Below are 15385 nucleotides of genomic sequence, written 5' to 3' on the forward strand. Positions count from 1 at the left end.
GGGGATGTCGATGAAGATCGCAATCATCAAGGAGCTTGCCGAAGGTGAGCGCCGCGTGGCCGGTACGCCGGAAACCGTCAAGAAGTTCAAGGCGCTGGGCGCCGATGTCGCGGTGGAAGCAGGCGCGGGCCTGACCGCCGCCATCGCTGACGCCGACTATGCCGCGATGGGCGCAACGATTGCCGATCGCGCCGCGACGGTGGCGGGCGCGGACATTATCCTGGGCGTTCAGGGGCCGGACGTCGCGACCATTACAGGCGCGAAGCCCGGCGCGTGGATCGTCGCGGGTCTCAATCCCTTCGTGGAGCGCGCGCGTGTCGATGCCTATGCAGCGGCGGGCTATGAAGCGCTGGCGATGGAATTCATGCCGCGCATCACCCGCGCGCAGTCGATGGACATACTTTCCTCGCAATCGAACCTCGCTGGCTACAAGGCGGTGCTGGACGCTGCGGCCGAATATGGCCGCGCTTTCCCGATGATGATGACGGCGGCGGGCACGATCTCCCCGGCCAAGGGGTTCGTCATGGGCGTGGGCGTCGCCGGGCTTCAGGCGATTGCCACGGCCAAGCGGCTGGGCGCGCAGGTGTCGGCGACCGACGTGCGCTCCGCCACCAAGGAGCAGATCGAAAGCCTGGGCGCGAAGGCGGTTTTCGTCGAAAGCGTCGCGGGTATCGAGGGCGAGGGCAAGGGCGGCTATGCCACCGAAATGTCCGAGGATTACCAGAAAGCGCAGGCCGAACTGGTGTCCAGCCACATCGCCAAGCAGGACATCGTCATCACGACGGCGCTGATCCCGGGCAAGCCCGCCCCGCGCCTCATCACCGATGCGCAGATCGCGACGATGAAGCCGGGCAGCGTGATCGTCGACCTCGCCGTCGAGCAGGGCGGCAATGTCGAAGGCGCGGTGCTGGGCCAGGTGGTCGAGCGTCATGGCGTCAAGATCGTCGGGCACAAGAATGTGCCATCGCGGCTGGCCGCCGATGCTTCGGCCCTGTTCGCGCGCAACCTCTATAATTTCCTCTCGGCCTTCTGGAACAAGGACCAGAATGCGCCGGTGCTGGACGAGGAAATCGGCAACGCCATCCGCCTGACGCAGGGCGGCAAGGTCGTCAGCGACCGATTGCAGTAAAGGGCTGTTCCTCTCCCGTGCGTTGCGCGGGGGAGGAGGTCTTCGTTTTGGGGACGAGCAGTAGCGGCGGCCCTGCTGTGCGGAACGCCGTTTCGATCGGCCTCAACATGACCTTCAAAAGGCGGGAATGAGCGGGCTTCTCCTCTTCTATTTCCTTCTTGCCTGCACGATTGGTGCGATTGCCGCATGGCGCCTGTCGATGGACGAGCTGAGCGGCCGAGTCGTCCCGCTATTCCTGCTCACCCCTGCTGGCATTGCCGGAACTCTGGTGGTTGCGGCGGAAGTGAGCAGCAGTTGGGCGCGCTATCTGAGCCTGATCGCCCTCATTCTTGCCAGCGCTTCCTTTTGCGGCGGCTATGTCGCGACGCGCCGGGCTGAAAAATCGCAACGGGCAGCGAAACGCCCGTGAGCCCGAGCTTTGACGCGATCATCCTTGCTCAAACCGTGGCGGCGGCGCTGTTCGTTTTCGCGCTATGGCCGCTGGGGACCGTGGCATGCGGGAGACGGCGCCAAGCCGCTCTGGCAGGGACGGTCATCCTGTCCGCGGCCGCCGTCTACGACATGGATGTGCTCAACGCGCCGGAAATTATCGGCGCGCTGCTGATCGGCGGGGCGGTTGGCCTGTTGCTCGGACGGGAATGGCCGGAAAGCCGGTTGACGGTGCTGCTGACGATATTTGCCGGGTTCGCGGGAGCGGCGATGATTTCCGCCGCCGCTGCGGCTTGGCTCAATCCCTTCGCTTTCGGACTGGTTGATGAGGGGAGCGCCGATATCGCGATGCGCCATTTGCTGGCTCTCGGCGCGGTGGCGCTGGCGGGAAGTGGCGCCTGTGCCGCCGCAGCCTTCGCGCTGTTGAGGCGTGGGGGCGGAAATATGGCATTGCTCGCTATCAGCATCGGAATGGTCGGTTGGGCCACCGCAGCCTTCGCTTTCCTGCTGGAAAATATGGGCCTGGCCGTTGTCGGCGGGCTTGGCGGAGCGGCGGGAACGGGAATCGTGTTGCGCTTATGCGGTGGCGCGCGCGGGAAGGGGCTTGCCGACGCGGAGGCCCGTCCGTAACGCTGAAGCGGACAGACGCCGGGGCACTCCCGGACGGCAATTGGGGTAAGGCGCACCATGCAGAAGCTCGGCCTGATCGGCGGTCTCAGCTGGACATCGACGGCACGTTATTATCAGATCATCAATCAGGCGGTGTACCGCGCGAAGGGCGGGCAGCATAGCGCCCCCCTGCTGATCGAAAGTCTCGACTTCGCCGACATCGGCCGCTCCACCACTGAGGAGGAGTGGGCGCATGCCGCGCAGGTGCTGACCGCGTCCGCCCGACGGCTGGAGCAGGCGGGGGCAAAGGCGCTGTTGATCTGCGCCAACAGCATGCATCGCGTCTATGACGAAGTGCAGGGCGGGGTGGACACGCCGATCATCAACATCGCCGATGCGGTCGGCCGCAAGATGAAGGCGGACGGCGTGCAAAGGGCCGCGCTGATCGGCACCCGCAACGTCATGACCGAGAAATTCTACCGCCAGCGGCTGGTTGGCCATGGCATTTCGCTGCTGCCTGCGGACCTGGAACTCGCCGAGCGGATCGACCGCATTGTTTATGAGGAACTGACGATCGGCAAGGTCAGCCGCGAATCCGAACGCTATATGCGGTCGGAACTGACGGACATCGCCAAGGAGAATGTGCAGGCGGCGATCCTTGCCTGCACCGAACTGGAAATGATCGTGGATGTGAAGGCGAACGTGCTGCCTATCTATGACGGCACGGCGATCCACGCGCGGGCCGGGGTGGATGTTATCCTGGGCGACTAACCCGGCACTCCGTTCGTTTCGAGCGCAGTCGAGAAACGAATAGACCGGACAAGAAAAGGGGACGCCCTGTCGGACATCCCCCTCCTCCCCTTTTTAGCCTGTCTCAGAAAGCCGTGCTGATCGAGCAGGCCGCAGGGCCAAGGATCACGACGAACAGCGTCGGCAGAATGAAAAGGATGAGCGGCACCGTCATGATGGCGGGCAGACGCGCGGCCTTTTCCTCGGCGCGCATCATGCGTTCATGGCGGAATTCAGCGGACAGCACGCGCAGGGCCGAAGCGAGCGGTGTGCCGTATTTCTCGGTCTGGATCATGGTCGTGACCACGCCCTTGATCGCATCCAGCTTCACGCGGTTGGCGAGATTTTCGAAGGCCATACGCCGTTCGGTCAGAAAGCTGAGTTCGATCGCTGTCAGCTGGAACTCGTCACCCAGCTCGGGATAGGCCTTGCCCAATTCCTTGGCGACGCGGCTGAAGGCGGCATCGACCGTCAGGCCAGCCTCGGCGCAGATGACGAGCAGGTCGAGCGCGTCGGGCAACCCCTTGCGGATCGCGGCGGAGCGCTTTTGGATCTTGTTGTCGATGAAGATGTCGGGCGCCTTGTAGGCCAGCAGCAGCGCCACGGCGAAGGCCATGAAACGCTTCGCGCCGCCCCAATCGGGATAGATGCCGACACCATAGAGCAGCAGCGCGGCCAGACCGCCGATGACGATCGGCAGCACCATGCGACCGAAGATGACGGCGACCGCCAAATCCTTCGACCGGATGCCCGCCTGCGCGAGCTTCAGCTGTGCTTCCTTCAGCTGGTCGTCCTGCAACACCTTCAGGCTCGACAGGAAGGACCGCATCTGGTCGGTCGTCTGACTCTTCTTGACCAGCTTGGCGCGGCGGCGCGCGGTGGACGCGGTGATCCCCGCCTTTAGCTGTTCGCGCCGTTCGTTGAGCGCCTTGACCCGCTTTGCCATCGGGTCGCGCACGGTCATCACCGTATACAGCACGAACAGCATGGCGAGCGTCGCCATGGCGGCAAGCAAGGTGCCGAAATCCGTGGCGTTCATGCCGAAAAGAGTGCCGGCGGGGGAAGCGGTTTCCATGTCGTTCTATCCCCCGTCAGATTTCGAAGTTGATCATCTGCGCCATGATGAAGACGCCTATGCTCATCCAGCACATGCCGCCCAGACCGATGACCTGCATCGTCGACATCCCAAACAGGCCGGCCGGATCGGGCGTGAAGAAGGGGTGCATGTAACTGAAGTTAATGTAACAGATCATGCCGAACACCAGGAACGGCAACGCGCCGATGATGTAGGCCGACGCCTTGGATTCCGACGACATGGCGCGGATTTTCAGCTTCATCTGCGCACGCTGACGCAGCACGGTCGCGAGGTTGGAGAGGGTTTCGGCAAGGTTGCCGCCCGTTTCCCGCTGGATCGCGAGGCTGATGACGAAGAACTGGAATTCCGGCGTGCCGAGGCGATCGGCCGTTTCCTGCAACGCCTGATCCATCGTCTTGCCGATCTTGATGCGCTCGGTGATCAGCTTGAATTCCTCACCCACTGGCCCAGGCACTTCGTTTGCCACGACGCCCAGCGTTTCGGTGATGGGCAGGCCCGATCGCAGACCGCGTGTCAGCAGTTCGAGCGCGTCGGGGAATTTCATCGTGAACTGCATCACCCGCTTCTTGATCAGGCGGCCGACCCACATGTGGGGCAGGGCGAGCCCTGCGGCCAGGCTGACCATGATGGCGAGCAGCGGTGCGAAGCCGCGCACGAACAGAAAGGCGCAGATGCCCAGAGCAATGAAGGCGCAGGAGGTCATATATTGGCTGACCGTCCATTTCTTGCCGGTCATGCGGATGCGCTTGGCCAGATTTTCCGGGTTCGGAACCAGCGAAACGAGCATCTTCATCTCGTTGCCCGGCTGTCGATTGGAAATGGCCTTGCGCATGCGCGCTTCCATCAGCGCGTCGGTCGATCCGCTGTGACGTTCGCGGATCAGGGCGACACGGCGCTTGCTGGCCTTTTCAGCCGAGGGGCCAGCAAAGGCCATCGCTACCAGACCCAGGAAGGCCGCCAGCAGCATGATCAGCAATATCGAATTGCTCATGGTATCGCCCGTTCCGTAAAGGGGCATGCCGCCAGATGACGGCATGCCAGAACCAAATCTAGGCCTTGGCCTTGTCCTTGCGCGCCGGGATCAGCCCCCGGAGGTCGCCGATCTTGCCGAGCAGGGAGTCGCCCTTTTTCTTCGCGGGCTTGCCATCGACGGCTTCGCTCTCCTCGGCGGCCCCCATGGTGGCGTCGAGCAGGCTGACGCACGCGGCGCCGACCTTGCTGCCCTTGGCCGCCTCGGCCAATGTCTTGCCCAGCTTGGCGGCCTGTGCCGCGACCCGCAGGTCGAAGGGGATCAAAATGTCGACCTTGCGTTCGATCGAGGTTTCGAAATCCTTGCGGCTGATTTCCTGCGCGCCTGCATGGACGCGGTTGGCAACCACGATCACACGCGTTTGGGGGGCGTTGCTCTTCAGCCAGGACAGGATGCGAATCGAATCGCGCGCCGCCGCCAGCGTCAGTTCCGTGACCACCACGGCGACATTGACGTCGCTCATCAGGTGCGGATGCTGGATCAGCATATGGCGCGGCAGATCTACGACGCTGCATTCGAAAGCGGCGCGGAACTCCTCCAGCAGCTGGTAGAAGGCGCCACCATCGGTCAGCATCGGCTGGCTGATCGGTGCTTCGGCCGACAGGATCGCCAGCGTGTCGCTCGCCCGTACCATTGCGCGCTCGATGAAAAGACCATCGATGCGGCTGGGGTTATCGATCGCGTCGGTCAGGCCACGGCCCGGCTCCAGGTCCATCGCCAGTGCGTTGGTGCCGAAATGAACGTCGAGGTCGAGCAGCGCGGTAGGCCGCTTCTGCTTGTCGCTAAGTAGCCAGGCGAGCGAGGTGGCGATGCTGGAAGCGCCCACGCCGCCGCGCGTGCCGATGACGGCGGTGGTCAGATGCGGCCGTTCAGGCGCCGCGTCGCGCGGGGCGAAGAACACCGCCTGCGCCTGAGCCAGTGCGTCGCGAAGCTGGTCCGCGCCAAAGGGCTTCAGCAGATAATCCTGAATGCCGCTGGCGACGAGGTCACGGTAGAGCCGGACGTCATTGACCTGACCGGCGGCGATCACGACCGTGCCGGGTTCGCACACTTCGGCAAGGCTGTTGATGTCGTTCAGCGGGTCGCCGCTTTCGGACATATCGACGAACAGGATTTGCGGGCTGGCGCTGACCGACAGGCTCTGCACGGCATTGCGCATGCCGCCCTTGTTCACCTTTTCCGGTGCCCAGCCCATCTCGGCCGCGACCATCGCCAGCAGATCGTGGCTATGATCGTCGCAAACGAAGGCGTGGAAGGGATCGCGCTGTCCAGACATGGCAGGTTTCCAGGGTGCGTTCATGATCAGCGTCCTAAGTTCTTGAGATCGCCCGAACCGGTCGGCGTCTTTTCACGGTAGGTCGAAATGGCCCGGTTGGATGTCGCTGTGCGCAGGTCGCTTTCGCTGCTCTGGCCGCGCACCAGATCTTCAGGATTGGCGACCATCGCGGCAAGATTGCTGTTCACGGCGCAACCGTAGTTGGAGGTGGCGCCGAGCTGGGATTCGGTTTCCTTCTTGCTCGACCAATCGGGGCAGCCGGGCACGCGTGCCGTTGCACGGCGCACCACCAGCCGGACGCTGCCAGCAGGCGCGGAGCCTGCCGCAGCGGAGCTGTCCTCACCCACCAGCATGCCGTGGCGGGCGACGACATCGGCGATGCTTTCGCGCAATTCAGGACTGTAATAGGCATCGGTAACAATCGCGACCTGATCGCCATAGCCAAGGCCGATGGAAGCGAACCAGTCGTCCAGGCGCCGCGCTTCCGAAGGGGCAAGGGCGCCGTCAGGGCCAGCCTGAACGTCGAAAGTGTAGGCATCGTGGCTGACGACCGGCTGATGCACCGATTCGACCCCGCGATTGACGCTGGAATTGCAGGCGGCAAGCGGCAGCGCCAACATGGCGAGCGCGCCGAAGCGGAGGATATTTGTGGCGGACAGGGAAGTCATGACTGTCGTCCTTCCGATCAGAAGCTGAAGCCAGGCGCGGCGGCGGCTTTCGCCGAACGCTTGCCTGTGTCGCGGGGAGCTGCCGCCCGCGGGTCGGACGTCGGCGCCGGACCGGGTTCGCGGCGTGGCAAGGGCGCGCGCGCGCCGCTCACCCCGTCATTCCCCTGCTGGAGCAGAAGGCCCTGGGCGATATTGGCATTGCGGAAGCCATCGGTCGGCAAGTGCACGTCCGACGCGTTCATCGGCTTCACCAGATAAGGGGTGACGACGATGACCAGTTCGGTCTCATGACGCTGGAACCGGCGTGACTTGAACAGGCTGCCAAGGATCGGGATTTCACCGAAGCCCGGCGTCTTGCTGATCGAATTGGCGGTGTCGTTGTTGAGCAGGCCAGCGATCATGAAGGCCTGACCCGAACCCAGTTCGACCGTCGTTTCAGCCGTGCGGCTCTTGAGCGCCGGGACGGTGGTGTTCACCGAGAAGTCGAGGCTCGACACGGTGGGGCGTACGCGCAGCGAGATGCGGCCATCGGCCAGCACGGTGGGCGTGAAGGCAAGCTGCACGCCATATTGCTTGAACTCGATGCTGTTGCCCTGCGTGCCGTTGCTGACCGTGTAGGGATATTCGCCGCCCGCCAGGAAGCTCGCCGTCTCACCCGACAGCGCGGTCAGGTTCGGCTGGGCCAGCGCGGTGGCAAGGCCGCTCGATTCGGCAAGGTCCAGCGCGCCCGCGACATCCATGCCAAGCAATTTGGCTACGAAGCCGAGCGACGTGGTCCCGTCAATCGGGCTGTTGAACGTCCATTGACGAGTGATATCGCCATTGGGAAGGCCCGGCACGAAACTGCCTGAAGTCGCGAAGCCACGATCGGATCGGTTCATGTAGCCGCTGAAGTTGCCTGATCCCGTCCCCAGACCCCTCAGATTTACGCCGATCTGATGCCCTATGTCGCGGCTGACTTCCGCGATCTTGACCTGAAGATTGACCTGAAGCGGCGTCGCGGTGCGCAGGCGGCTGACAACGGTCACTTCCTTGCCCACAAAGGCCTGCGTCAGCCGTTCGGCCTCCGCTGCATCTTCTGGCGCGGCGACTGTGCCGGTCAGCAGGACCATGCCGTTCATCTTGTTCACGGCGATGGCGGCCTCGGGCATCGCGAGCTTCAGCATGTCGTCGATGTTCGACAGGTTGTTGCCGACCCGGACGGTGCCGGAAAACAGCACCTTGCCGTTGGTCGCGGTGGCGAAGACGGTGGTTTCACCGGCTGCCTTCGCGATCAGGTAAAGCTGGTTCTGGGCACGGACATGGACGTCGACCACATTGGGGTCGCCGATCACCACGTCCGACATCTTCGCGCCGAGGTTGATGACTTTGCTGCCGCCGACCGACATCAGGATCGCATTGTCCTGCATCGATGAAGGTGCGGCGTTGAGTGCGGTGGTTGGCGTGGCGGCCATGGCGGCGGCGAGGCCGAGAGCGATGGCGGGGCCGATGAGCGGTTTGACCGCCTTTTTGCCCGCATCAATGTTGATACGCTTCATCTTATTTCCCCCCGACCGGAACGACGGTCACATTGGTGCCGCGAGCGATGCGGATCACAGGTCCGCTGATGCCGCCCGCGCTGGCCGGTGCGCCGCCCCCTGCGGGCACTTCGACACCGGCGGTCTGCACTGGCTTGGCGGGGACGGAACTGCGCTGGTAGCGAGACACGTCGGCGCCGGTGGAATAGGTGCCGCCCTTGTCGACCGGACGGGCCGCAAGCTTGGCTATGATCTTCTTTTCCGCGTTCGGATTGGCGCTATCGGGCAGATCGACGTCGGCGCCAGCGATGGCGGCGTCGAGGTCCGACGCGTTGTCGGCGATCGAGCGCAGCGTGAGCGAGAGCGACCCGATGGTCTGCGCCACCGCGATCTTTTCGGCGATCTTGGGCGTCACTTCGATGGTGACGTTGGAATAGGTCTGCACGACCGGCTTGCCGTCCGCGCCCAGCGCGTCCATGCGCTGGTCGGTGGCGAGCACGCGGAGGTTACGCAGGATAGTCTCGGAAACCTTCAGCGGGTCACCGTCGCCGCCGCCCGCCACGCTCTGCGTCAGCATCAGGTCGACGCGGTCGCCCGGAAAGACGAAGCCCGCGACCGAATTCTGCGCCGACACCGGCACGGTGACAGCACGCATGCCCGGCCCGAGCGCTGCGGCAAGGAAACCGCGCTCACCCGGCTTGATCACCGAACCCACGGTCATCGGCTGACCGGCCGAGATGGCGGTGCGCACGACGCTGCCCGCCAGCTTGGCGGGATCGGTCTGGCCCTGAATGTAATAGGCCTGCTCGACCAGATCTTTCGGCCATGGCTGGAAGCGGAAGCTTTCCGCGTCGAGGATGGTGCCCACTGGGAGCGCCTTGGTCGCGACCAGCACATGAGGCTGATCCGCTTCCACCGGCATGGATGAAGCACTAGCCTGGGGCGCGCTAGACGAACTCAGCATGTTGCGCGCGAGAAGAGCTGTTGTGACCGCTATGATAAGCGCCCCCGCCAGCAGCACGATTTTCTTGCCGTCCATGATGAAATTCGCCTCCCTCAGTCAGGCAAGTGTCGCCCGAGCCCCGAATTTTACGCAAAATGGTTAAGATATCGTTCGCCAATCAACCAAAGGGCTGCGACCGATATTGCGATACCGTAAGGAATCTGGGGCTGGCCCAGCCGTCGGGTCGTCCGGTGGTGGACCACGGTGACGATCGTCACCACGCCCCCGACCATGGCCATGACCATCAACATCGACAGCACGGCTTCCCACGGGAACCACAGCGCCAGCGCGCCCAGCAGTTTGACATCGCCCCCGCCCATGCATCCCATGGCGAAGAGCGCGGCGAAAAGCGCGAATACGGCGAGCGCCAGTGCGACCTGCAACAGCATGCCCGGCCAGACCGGCATGCCATTGGCGATCCACCACAGCGGAGCGAGCGCAGCGATGACCAGGTTCAGCCGGTTGGATATGATCCGGGACCGCAAATCCGTCACCGATGCGATGACCAGCAGCACGCCAAGGGCGCACAGCAGCGCCGTCGTGAAATATTCCCCCGTCATGAATCTAAACCCTAGACCGAATGGCTTACCAAACCGTAACCATGCGCCCCATGGATTCGCCCGTGTCTGTTCCCCCGGCCTTTGACCGTCGCGCATGGCCGATGGATGGGCGGCTCGATTACTGGACCGCGCCCGATGGCTGGCCGTTGCGCCGCTATCGGCTGGGCGAGGGACAGCGCGGTCGATTGCTGATGCTCGGCGGGCGCGGCGACATGATCGAGAAATATCTCGAAGTCATCCATCATTGGGCGGGTAAGGGCTGGGCCGTCTCCGCCTTCGACTGGCGCGGGCAGGGCGGCTCGGGCAGGCTGAGCAGCGATCCGCTCTGCGGCCATATCGACGATTTCGCGCTATGGGTTGCGGACCTGGGGGCTTTCGTCACCGATTGGCGGGCGCAGGGGGCAGGACCCTGCGTGATCGTAGCGCACAGCATGGGCGGGCATCTGCTGCTACGCGCGCTGGCCGAGGGCATGGCCCCGCCTGACGCTGCGGTCGCCGTCGCGCCAATGATGGGCGTCCATACCGCCCCGCTGCCCCGCTGGCTGGCGGTGCTCATCGCCCGGACCATGTGCGCGCTCGGCTTTTCCCACCGGCAGGCCTGGACCCAGAAGGAAGATTCGCAGCGGCAGCGGGCAATGCGGCAGAAGCGGCTGACGCATGATCCGGAACGCTATGCCGACGAACTCTGGTGGCGCGATCATAGCCGGGACGTGGCGCTGGGTTCGCCAAGCTGGCGCTGGGTAGTGGAGGCGCTGCAATCGACCTTCGCGCTGGAGAAGGGCGGCAAGCTGGAGCGCATCGCCGTGCCGCTGCTGATCCTTGCCACCAGTGCTGACCGGCTGGTGTCCACGCCCGCCATCCGCCGCATCGCCGCGCGCATTCGGGGCGCGCGCATGCATGTCTATGGGCCAGAGGCGGCGCATGAGATCTTGCGCGAAATCGACCCGGTACGGCTGGATGCCCTGCGGCGGATCGATGCCTTTCTGGATGAGAACGCGCCAGCATGAGCCGTTTCGACATCGTGATCGTCGGCGGCGGCATAGCAGGCGCCAGCCTGGGCGCGGAACTGGCGGGTCAGCCATCCGTGCTGATCCTGGAACAGGAGGAAAGCGCGGGCTATCACGCCACCGGCCGCTCCGTCGCTTTCTGGGAGGAAACCTATGGCGGGCGGCAGGTGCAGCCGCTCACCACGGCTTCCGGGCCGCTGTTGCACTCGCCCGATCCGGCCTTCGCAAGCCGATCCTTCCTAACGCCCCGGCAGACGCTGTTCGTCGGGCGGGAGTCCGATAGGGCAGAGCGCGACCAATTGATGCGGGAATTTTCGGGCTGTGTCGAACTGCGCCCTATTGATCCTGCCGCGCTGGTAACGGGGCTGCGACCCCATTGGACGATCGGCCTGCTGGAACCGGGCGTGTGCGACATCGACGTCGCCGCGCTGCACCAGGCGTATCTGCGGCGCTTCCACGCGAAGGGTGGCAAATTGCGGCTGGGCACTGTTTTCGATCAGGCGACCCCAACGCCGGGCGGCTGGCGCATTCAGACGAACGGCGGCGTCATCGATTGCGGCATCATCGTGAACGCTGCTGGCGCATGGGCCGATGATGTCGCACGGCGCAGCGGCGTCGCGCCTATCGGCATAGCCCCACTGCGGCGCACCGTCGTGCAATTGCGCGTGCCCGCGATGCCGTCACCCGACCTGCCGCTGGTCATGGACCTTGGCTCCAGCTTCTATTTCAAGCCGGAGGGGGAGGGGCGCATCTGGTTGACCCCGCATGATGAAGAACCTTCGCCACCCTGCGACGCCGCGCCCGAAGAACTGGCGGTGGCGCAGGCGATCGCCCGTTTCGAAGATGTCGTGGACTGGCCGGTCGAGGCGGTCGAACGCAAATGGGCAGGGCTGCGCAGCTTCGCGCCGGATCGTGCGCCCGTCTATGGCTTTGACGCCGACGCAGCGGGTTTCTTCTGGTTCGCGGGGCAGGGCGGTTTCGGCATCCAGACCGCACCCGCAGCAGCGTTGCTGGGATCGGCGCTGGTGACCGGCGGATCGATGTCCGAAGCGGTGAGCGGGATCGATCCCGCCGCTTATTCTCCCGCCCGTTTCAAGTAAACTAAGGCCGGGGTACGGCTATTCGGAACGAAGAGGCGGCCATCACGTTGGGTCAATGGCCGCGCCCATATAGATGGGATACAATAAAGATGCGGCCGATCCTAAAGCATTTTCGAAGCGGATGGTATCATCTGCTGGGTAAGAAAATGCGGAAAACAAAAGACAATTAGAGCATGATCCAATTCAGTCTGATCGGCTCATGCTCTAGGAGTAGGAGAATGCCGTGATGAGAAAGTCGATATTATCAGGGTCGGTCCTGATCCTGTCAGGACTGTTTATGGCAAGTAGCAGCACCAGCTTTGCCCAGCCAACAGAGGAAATTATCGTGACGGGTCGCTATAGCGACGCCCAATCCCTTTCACAGAATGTCAGTTATGCCGATCTCGACCTCAGCACAAAGGCCGGGAAGGACGAACTGCGCCACCGTGTCGCGCTGACCGCCCGCTATCTGTGCGACAAGCTGGGCGAATCGGGTTCCTCGTCAGCCGTCGTGCCCAGTTGTCGGGATGCCGCGGTGAAGGACGCGATGGGACGGGTCGGCACGGTCGAAGAGGGCTTTGCGCCGCGTGGGACGACATGGGTCGCCGGTACGCGCTGGCAACCGCCTTATCCTGCGGACTGGACAGCAAAATATCCCTGAGCCCTGTCGGGGGAGCGGCGTTTCGCTCCCCCGTTCATATGCGGAAGAGTTCGGCGGCCGCGCAGGCGAGTTGATCGGCGCGCTCATTTTCAGGGTGACCGGCATGGCCCTTCACCCACTGCCAACTGACCTTGTGCGGCGCGGCTGCTGCCAGCAGCGCCTGCCATAGCTCGGCATTCTTGACCGGCTTGCGATCGGCGGTCTTCCAACCATTCTTCTGCCAGCCGAACACCCATTTGGTGATGCCGTCCATCACATATTTGCTGTCGGTGTAGAGCGTCACCTGACAGGGCCGCTTGAGCGCATTCAGTGCTTCGATGGCGGCCGTCATTTCCATGCGGTTATTGGTGGTCTGTGCCTCTCCGCCGGAGATTTCTTTTTCCGTGGTCCCAGAGCGCATCACCGCGCCCCAGCCGCCAGGGCCGGGATTGCCCTTGCACGCGCCGTCGGTGAAGATTTCGACCTGCGACAGTGCGCTCACGCTCGCAGCAACTCGGCCGGGGCGGTCTGCGCGTAAAAATCCAGCCGCCGCAGATAGGCCAGCGGGTCCTTGCGCGTCACCAGCGCGTCGGCGGGCGTGTTGATCCAGTCATAGGCCCGCGTCAGCAGGAAGCGGAGCGCCGCGCCACGGCACAGGATCGGGAAGGCGGCCTGCTCGGCATCCGAAAGCCCGTGCGCCGCCTGATAGCCAGCGAGCATTGCGGCCGACCGATCGGCAAAGAAGTGCGCGCCATCATTGCTGAACACCCATGCGCTGTGCGTGACGGCCAGGTCATAGGCGCGGATATCGGTGCAGCTGAAGTAAAAGTCGATGAGGCCCGTCACCTCATCGCCCAGCATCAGCACATTGTCGGGGAAAAGGTCCGCGTGAATGACGGCGCGCGGCAGCTCGGCGGGCCAGTGCGCGTCGAGATAGGCAAGTTCATCCGTGACCCGCTGGCCCAGGCCGGGCGCGATATCATCGAAATGGTCGCCGCACTTTGCCGCCAGATCGTGCCAGCCAGCGATGTCGAGCGCGTTGCGGCGTTCGCCCGCAAAGCCTTCCGCCGCGCGATGCAGCTGGCCCAGCGCCGCGCCCGCGGCTTTCGCCTGTCCGGCGGTAGGCTCGGTGACGGATATGCCGGTGAGGAACTCGATCAGGCAGGCGGGTCGTCCGCCGAGCTGTTGCAGGCGCTTGCCCTCTCGGTCCGCGATAAAGCGCGGCACCAGACAGCCGCGCGCGCCGAGATGATCGAGCAGGTCCATGAAGAAGGGCAGATCCGCTTCATCCACCCGCTTCTCGTAGAGAGTTAGGATATAGCGGTGGCCATTGCCGTCCGCGCCGGTGGTTTCCAGCAGATAGTTGCTGTTTTCCACCCCCTCGGCGATCCCCTTGGCGGAGACCAGCCGTCCCGCGTCATAGCGAGTCAGGAAGGCGTCGATTTCCTCGGCCGGGACATGGGTATAGACCGCCATAGTCTTACGCCGCTCCCAATTCGCGGGGAAGCTTGAACGAGATGGTTTCGCGCGCCGTCTCCACCTGCTCCTCCGTCACGTCGAATCGGGCGGCGAGCCGGTCCACGACTTCGCGCACCAATATTTCGGGGGCGGAGGCGCCTGCGGTCAGGCCGAGGGTCGCTACATTCTCCAGCCACGCAAAATCGATGTCGTCCGCGCGCTGGATCAGCCGGGCTGGCGTGCCCTCGCGTTCGGCGACCTCGACCAGACGCAGCGAGTTGGAGCTGTTGGGCGCGCCGATCACATAGACCGCGTCGCAGGCCGCGGCGATGGCCTTCACGGCCGCCTGTCGGTTCGACGTTGCGTAGCAGATGTCCTCGCCCTTGGGCGCGTGGATCGACGGGAATCGGCGCTGAAGCGCTTCGACAATCGCGGCCGTATCGTCCACCGACAGGGTGGTCTGGGTCAGGAAAGCAAGATTGTCGGGATTTTCGGGGATGAAGCTCTCCGCATCCTCGACCGTTTCGATCAATGTCATGTTGCCTGCATCGACCTGCCCGAAGGTGCCGACGACCTCGGGATGTCCCTTGTGACCAATGAACAGGATATGGCGCCCTGCCTCGACCTGCCGTTCGGCCTGCCGGTGCACCTTGCTGACCAATGGGCAGGTGGCGTCCAGATAATCAAGGCCGCGTTCTTCCGCCTTTGCGGGCACCGCCTTGGGCACGCCATGGGCGGAAAAGACCACGGGCACGCCGTCGGGCACCTGATCCAGTTCCTCGACGAAAATCGCGCCCTGCGCCCGCAGATTGTCCACGACATATTTATTATGGACGATCTCGTGTCGGACATAGACGGGCGCGCCATATTTCTCGATCGCCTTTTCGACGATGATGATGGCGCGGTCCACGCCAGCGCAAAAGCCACGCGGGGCGGCGATCAATAGCTTCAGGGGAAGACGGGCGGTCATGCCAGCCGCTTAGGCCAATGTCGCGCCGGAAGGAAGGGGTGAGGGGAGGCGCGTTCCTTTCGGTTGCGTGAGCGGCGGGGTGCGGATAAGAAGCCCCAGCCTGTTCCCAAGGGATTGCCTCGTGA

17 protein-coding genes are annotated in these 15385 nt (G+C 64.0%); 7 read left to right on the plus strand and 10 right to left on the minus strand.

All coding sequences use genetic code 11. The annotated features are described in order from the left end of the window. The first annotated feature begins 10 nt into the window (after positions 1-10). From ACZ5TH_RS01175 to ACZ5TH_RS01190, 4 genes are all read left to right on the plus strand, one after another. A complete protein-coding gene (locus ACZ5TH_RS01175) occupies positions 11-1129 on the plus strand; it encodes an NAD(P) transhydrogenase subunit alpha (RefSeq protein WP_464794319.1) in 1119 nt (372 codons plus the stop codon). A 127-nt stretch (positions 1130-1256) separates the two neighbouring features. Then, the gene (locus ACZ5TH_RS01180; RefSeq protein WP_464794320.1) at positions 1257-1538 is read left to right on the plus strand and encodes an NAD(P) transhydrogenase subunit alpha part 2; all 282 of its coding nucleotides are present in this window, start codon (positions 1257-1259) and stop codon (positions 1536-1538) included. Next, positions 1535-2188 (plus strand): NAD(P)(+) transhydrogenase (Re/Si-specific) subunit beta, encoded by a 654-nt coding sequence (locus tag ACZ5TH_RS01185; protein ID WP_464794321.1) that lies wholly within the window; start codon positions 1535-1537, stop codon positions 2186-2188. The genes ACZ5TH_RS01180 and ACZ5TH_RS01185 overlap by 4 nt, the downstream gene beginning before the upstream one ends. 57 nt (positions 2189-2245) lie before the next feature. Next, a complete protein-coding gene (locus ACZ5TH_RS01190; RefSeq protein WP_449471293.1) occupies positions 2246-2938 on the plus strand; it encodes an aspartate/glutamate racemase family protein in 693 nt (230 codons plus the stop codon). A 103-nt stretch (positions 2939-3041) separates the two neighbouring features. On the opposite strand, the gene ACZ5TH_RS01195 is transcribed toward ACZ5TH_RS01190, so the two are convergent. The 7 genes from ACZ5TH_RS01195 to ACZ5TH_RS01225 are packed head-to-tail and all read right to left on the minus strand — an operon-like array spanning position 3042 to position 10106. Continuing rightward, positions 3042-4031: a type II secretion system F family protein gene (locus ACZ5TH_RS01195; RefSeq protein ID WP_196225418.1), complete on the minus strand. Its 990-nt coding sequence runs from the start codon at positions 4029-4031 to the stop codon at positions 3042-3044. Positions 4032-4047: 16 nt separating this feature from the next. Beyond that, complete coding sequence (locus ACZ5TH_RS01200) at positions 4048-5043, minus strand: type II secretion system F family protein (RefSeq protein ID WP_449471295.1); 996 nt, start codon at positions 5041-5043, stop codon at positions 4048-4050. A 58-nt stretch (positions 5044-5101) separates the two neighbouring features. Next, entirely contained in the window at positions 5102-6382 is a 1281-nt protein-coding gene (locus ACZ5TH_RS01205; protein WP_464794322.1) for an AAA family ATPase, read from the minus strand. Positions 6383-6384: 2 nt separating this feature from the next. Then, on the minus strand, positions 6385-7026 hold the full coding sequence (locus ACZ5TH_RS01210) for a CpaD family pilus assembly protein (RefSeq protein ID WP_464794323.1): 642 nt from the start codon (positions 7024-7026) through the stop codon (positions 6385-6387). Positions 7027-7043: 17 nt separating this feature from the next. Beyond that, on the minus strand, positions 7044-8564 hold the full coding sequence (locus ACZ5TH_RS01215; RefSeq protein WP_464794324.1) for a type II and III secretion system protein family protein: 1521 nt from the start codon (positions 8562-8564) through the stop codon (positions 7044-7046). A 1-nt stretch (position 8565) separates the two neighbouring features. Further along, complete coding sequence (gene cpaB / locus ACZ5TH_RS01220) at positions 8566-9582, minus strand: Flp pilus assembly protein CpaB (RefSeq protein WP_464794325.1); 1017 nt, start codon at positions 9580-9582, stop codon at positions 8566-8568. Positions 9583-9632: 50 nt separating this feature from the next. Then, positions 9633-10106, minus strand: a complete 474-nt coding sequence (locus tag ACZ5TH_RS01225) for an A24 family peptidase (protein ID WP_464794326.1) — start codon at positions 10104-10106, stop codon at positions 9633-9635. A gap of 41 nt (positions 10107-10147) precedes the next feature. Here ACZ5TH_RS01225 and ACZ5TH_RS01230 point away from each other — a divergent pair, with 41 nt between their 5' ends. The 3 genes from ACZ5TH_RS01230 to ACZ5TH_RS01240 all read left to right on the plus strand — a co-directional run bounded on the left by ACZ5TH_RS01230 (position 10148) and on the right by ACZ5TH_RS01240 (position 12853). After that, positions 10148-11113, plus strand: a complete 966-nt coding sequence (locus tag ACZ5TH_RS01230) for an alpha/beta hydrolase (protein WP_464795029.1) — start codon at positions 10148-10150, stop codon at positions 11111-11113. Next, a complete protein-coding gene (locus ACZ5TH_RS01235) occupies positions 11110-12213 on the plus strand; it encodes an NAD(P)/FAD-dependent oxidoreductase (protein WP_464794327.1) in 1104 nt (367 codons plus the stop codon). The genes ACZ5TH_RS01230 and ACZ5TH_RS01235 overlap by 4 nt, the downstream gene beginning before the upstream one ends. Positions 12214-12490: 277 nt before the next feature. After that, positions 12491-12853, plus strand: coding sequence for a UrcA family protein (locus tag ACZ5TH_RS01240; protein WP_449471309.1), 363 nt, complete (start codon positions 12491-12493; stop codon positions 12851-12853). 34 nt (positions 12854-12887) lie between these two features. On the opposite strand, the gene rnhA is transcribed toward ACZ5TH_RS01240, so the two are convergent. The 3 genes from rnhA to ispH are packed head-to-tail and all read right to left on the minus strand — an operon-like array spanning position 12888 to position 15260. After that, positions 12888-13334, minus strand: a complete 447-nt coding sequence (gene rnhA / locus ACZ5TH_RS01245; protein ID WP_464771920.1) for a ribonuclease HI — start codon at positions 13332-13334, stop codon at positions 12888-12890. Continuing rightward, a complete protein-coding gene (thrB, locus tag ACZ5TH_RS01250) occupies positions 13331-14308 on the minus strand; it encodes a homoserine kinase (RefSeq protein ID WP_460987548.1) in 978 nt (325 codons plus the stop codon). The genes rnhA and thrB overlap by 4 nt, the downstream gene beginning before the upstream one ends. 4 nt (positions 14309-14312) lie before the next feature. After that, the gene (gene ispH, locus ACZ5TH_RS01255) at positions 14313-15260 is read right to left on the minus strand and encodes a 4-hydroxy-3-methylbut-2-enyl diphosphate reductase (protein WP_464771922.1); all 948 of its coding nucleotides are present in this window, start codon (positions 15258-15260) and stop codon (positions 14313-14315) included. Positions 15261-15385 lie beyond the last annotated feature (125 nt).

The sequence above is a fragment of the Sphingobium sp. TomTYG73 genome (assembly GCF_055394245.1).

Excerpts from the sequence above, each read along its gene's own strand:
- ACZ5TH_RS01175 (WP_464794319.1), top strand. The coding sequence starts at position 11 with ATGAAGATCGCAATCATCAAGGAGCTTGCCGAAGGTGAGCGCCGCGTG.
- ACZ5TH_RS01180 (WP_464794320.1), top strand. The coding sequence starts at position 1,257 with ATGAGCGGGCTTCTCCTCTTCTATTTCCTTCTTGCCTGCACGATTGGT.
- ACZ5TH_RS01190 (WP_449471293.1), top strand. The coding sequence starts at position 2,246 with ATGCAGAAGCTCGGCCTGATCGGCGGTCTCAGCTGGACATCGACGGCA.
- ACZ5TH_RS01195 (WP_196225418.1), bottom strand. The coding sequence starts at position 4,031 with ATGGAAACCGCTTCCCCCGCCGGCACTCTTTTCGGCATGAACGCCACG.
- ACZ5TH_RS01200 (WP_449471295.1), bottom strand. The coding sequence starts at position 5,043 with ATGAGCAATTCGATATTGCTGATCATGCTGCTGGCGGCCTTCCTGGGT.
- ACZ5TH_RS01205 (WP_464794322.1), bottom strand. The coding sequence starts at position 6,382 with ATGAACGCACCCTGGAAACCTGCCATGTCTGGACAGCGCGATCCCTTC.
- ACZ5TH_RS01210 (WP_464794323.1), bottom strand. The coding sequence starts at position 7,026 with ATGACTTCCCTGTCCGCCACAAATATCCTCCGCTTCGGCGCGCTCGCC.
- ACZ5TH_RS01215 (WP_464794324.1), bottom strand. The coding sequence starts at position 8,564 with ATGAAGCGTATCAACATTGATGCGGGCAAAAAGGCGGTCAAACCGCTC.
- cpaB (WP_464794325.1), bottom strand. The coding sequence starts at position 9,582 with ATGGACGGCAAGAAAATCGTGCTGCTGGCGGGGGCGCTTATCATAGCG.
- ACZ5TH_RS01225 (WP_464794326.1), bottom strand. The coding sequence starts at position 10,106 with ATGACGGGGGAATATTTCACGACGGCGCTGCTGTGCGCCCTTGGCGTG.
- ACZ5TH_RS01230 (WP_464795029.1), top strand. The coding sequence starts at position 10,148 with ATGCGCCCCATGGATTCGCCCGTGTCTGTTCCCCCGGCCTTTGACCGT.
- ACZ5TH_RS01235 (WP_464794327.1), top strand. The coding sequence starts at position 11,110 with ATGAGCCGTTTCGACATCGTGATCGTCGGCGGCGGCATAGCAGGCGCC.
- ACZ5TH_RS01240 (WP_449471309.1), top strand. The coding sequence starts at position 12,491 with ATGGCAAGTAGCAGCACCAGCTTTGCCCAGCCAACAGAGGAAATTATC.
- thrB (WP_460987548.1), bottom strand. The coding sequence starts at position 14,308 with ATGGCGGTCTATACCCATGTCCCGGCCGAGGAAATCGACGCCTTCCTG.
- ispH (WP_464771922.1), bottom strand. The coding sequence starts at position 15,260 with ATGACCGCCCGTCTTCCCCTGAAGCTATTGATCGCCGCCCCGCGTGGC.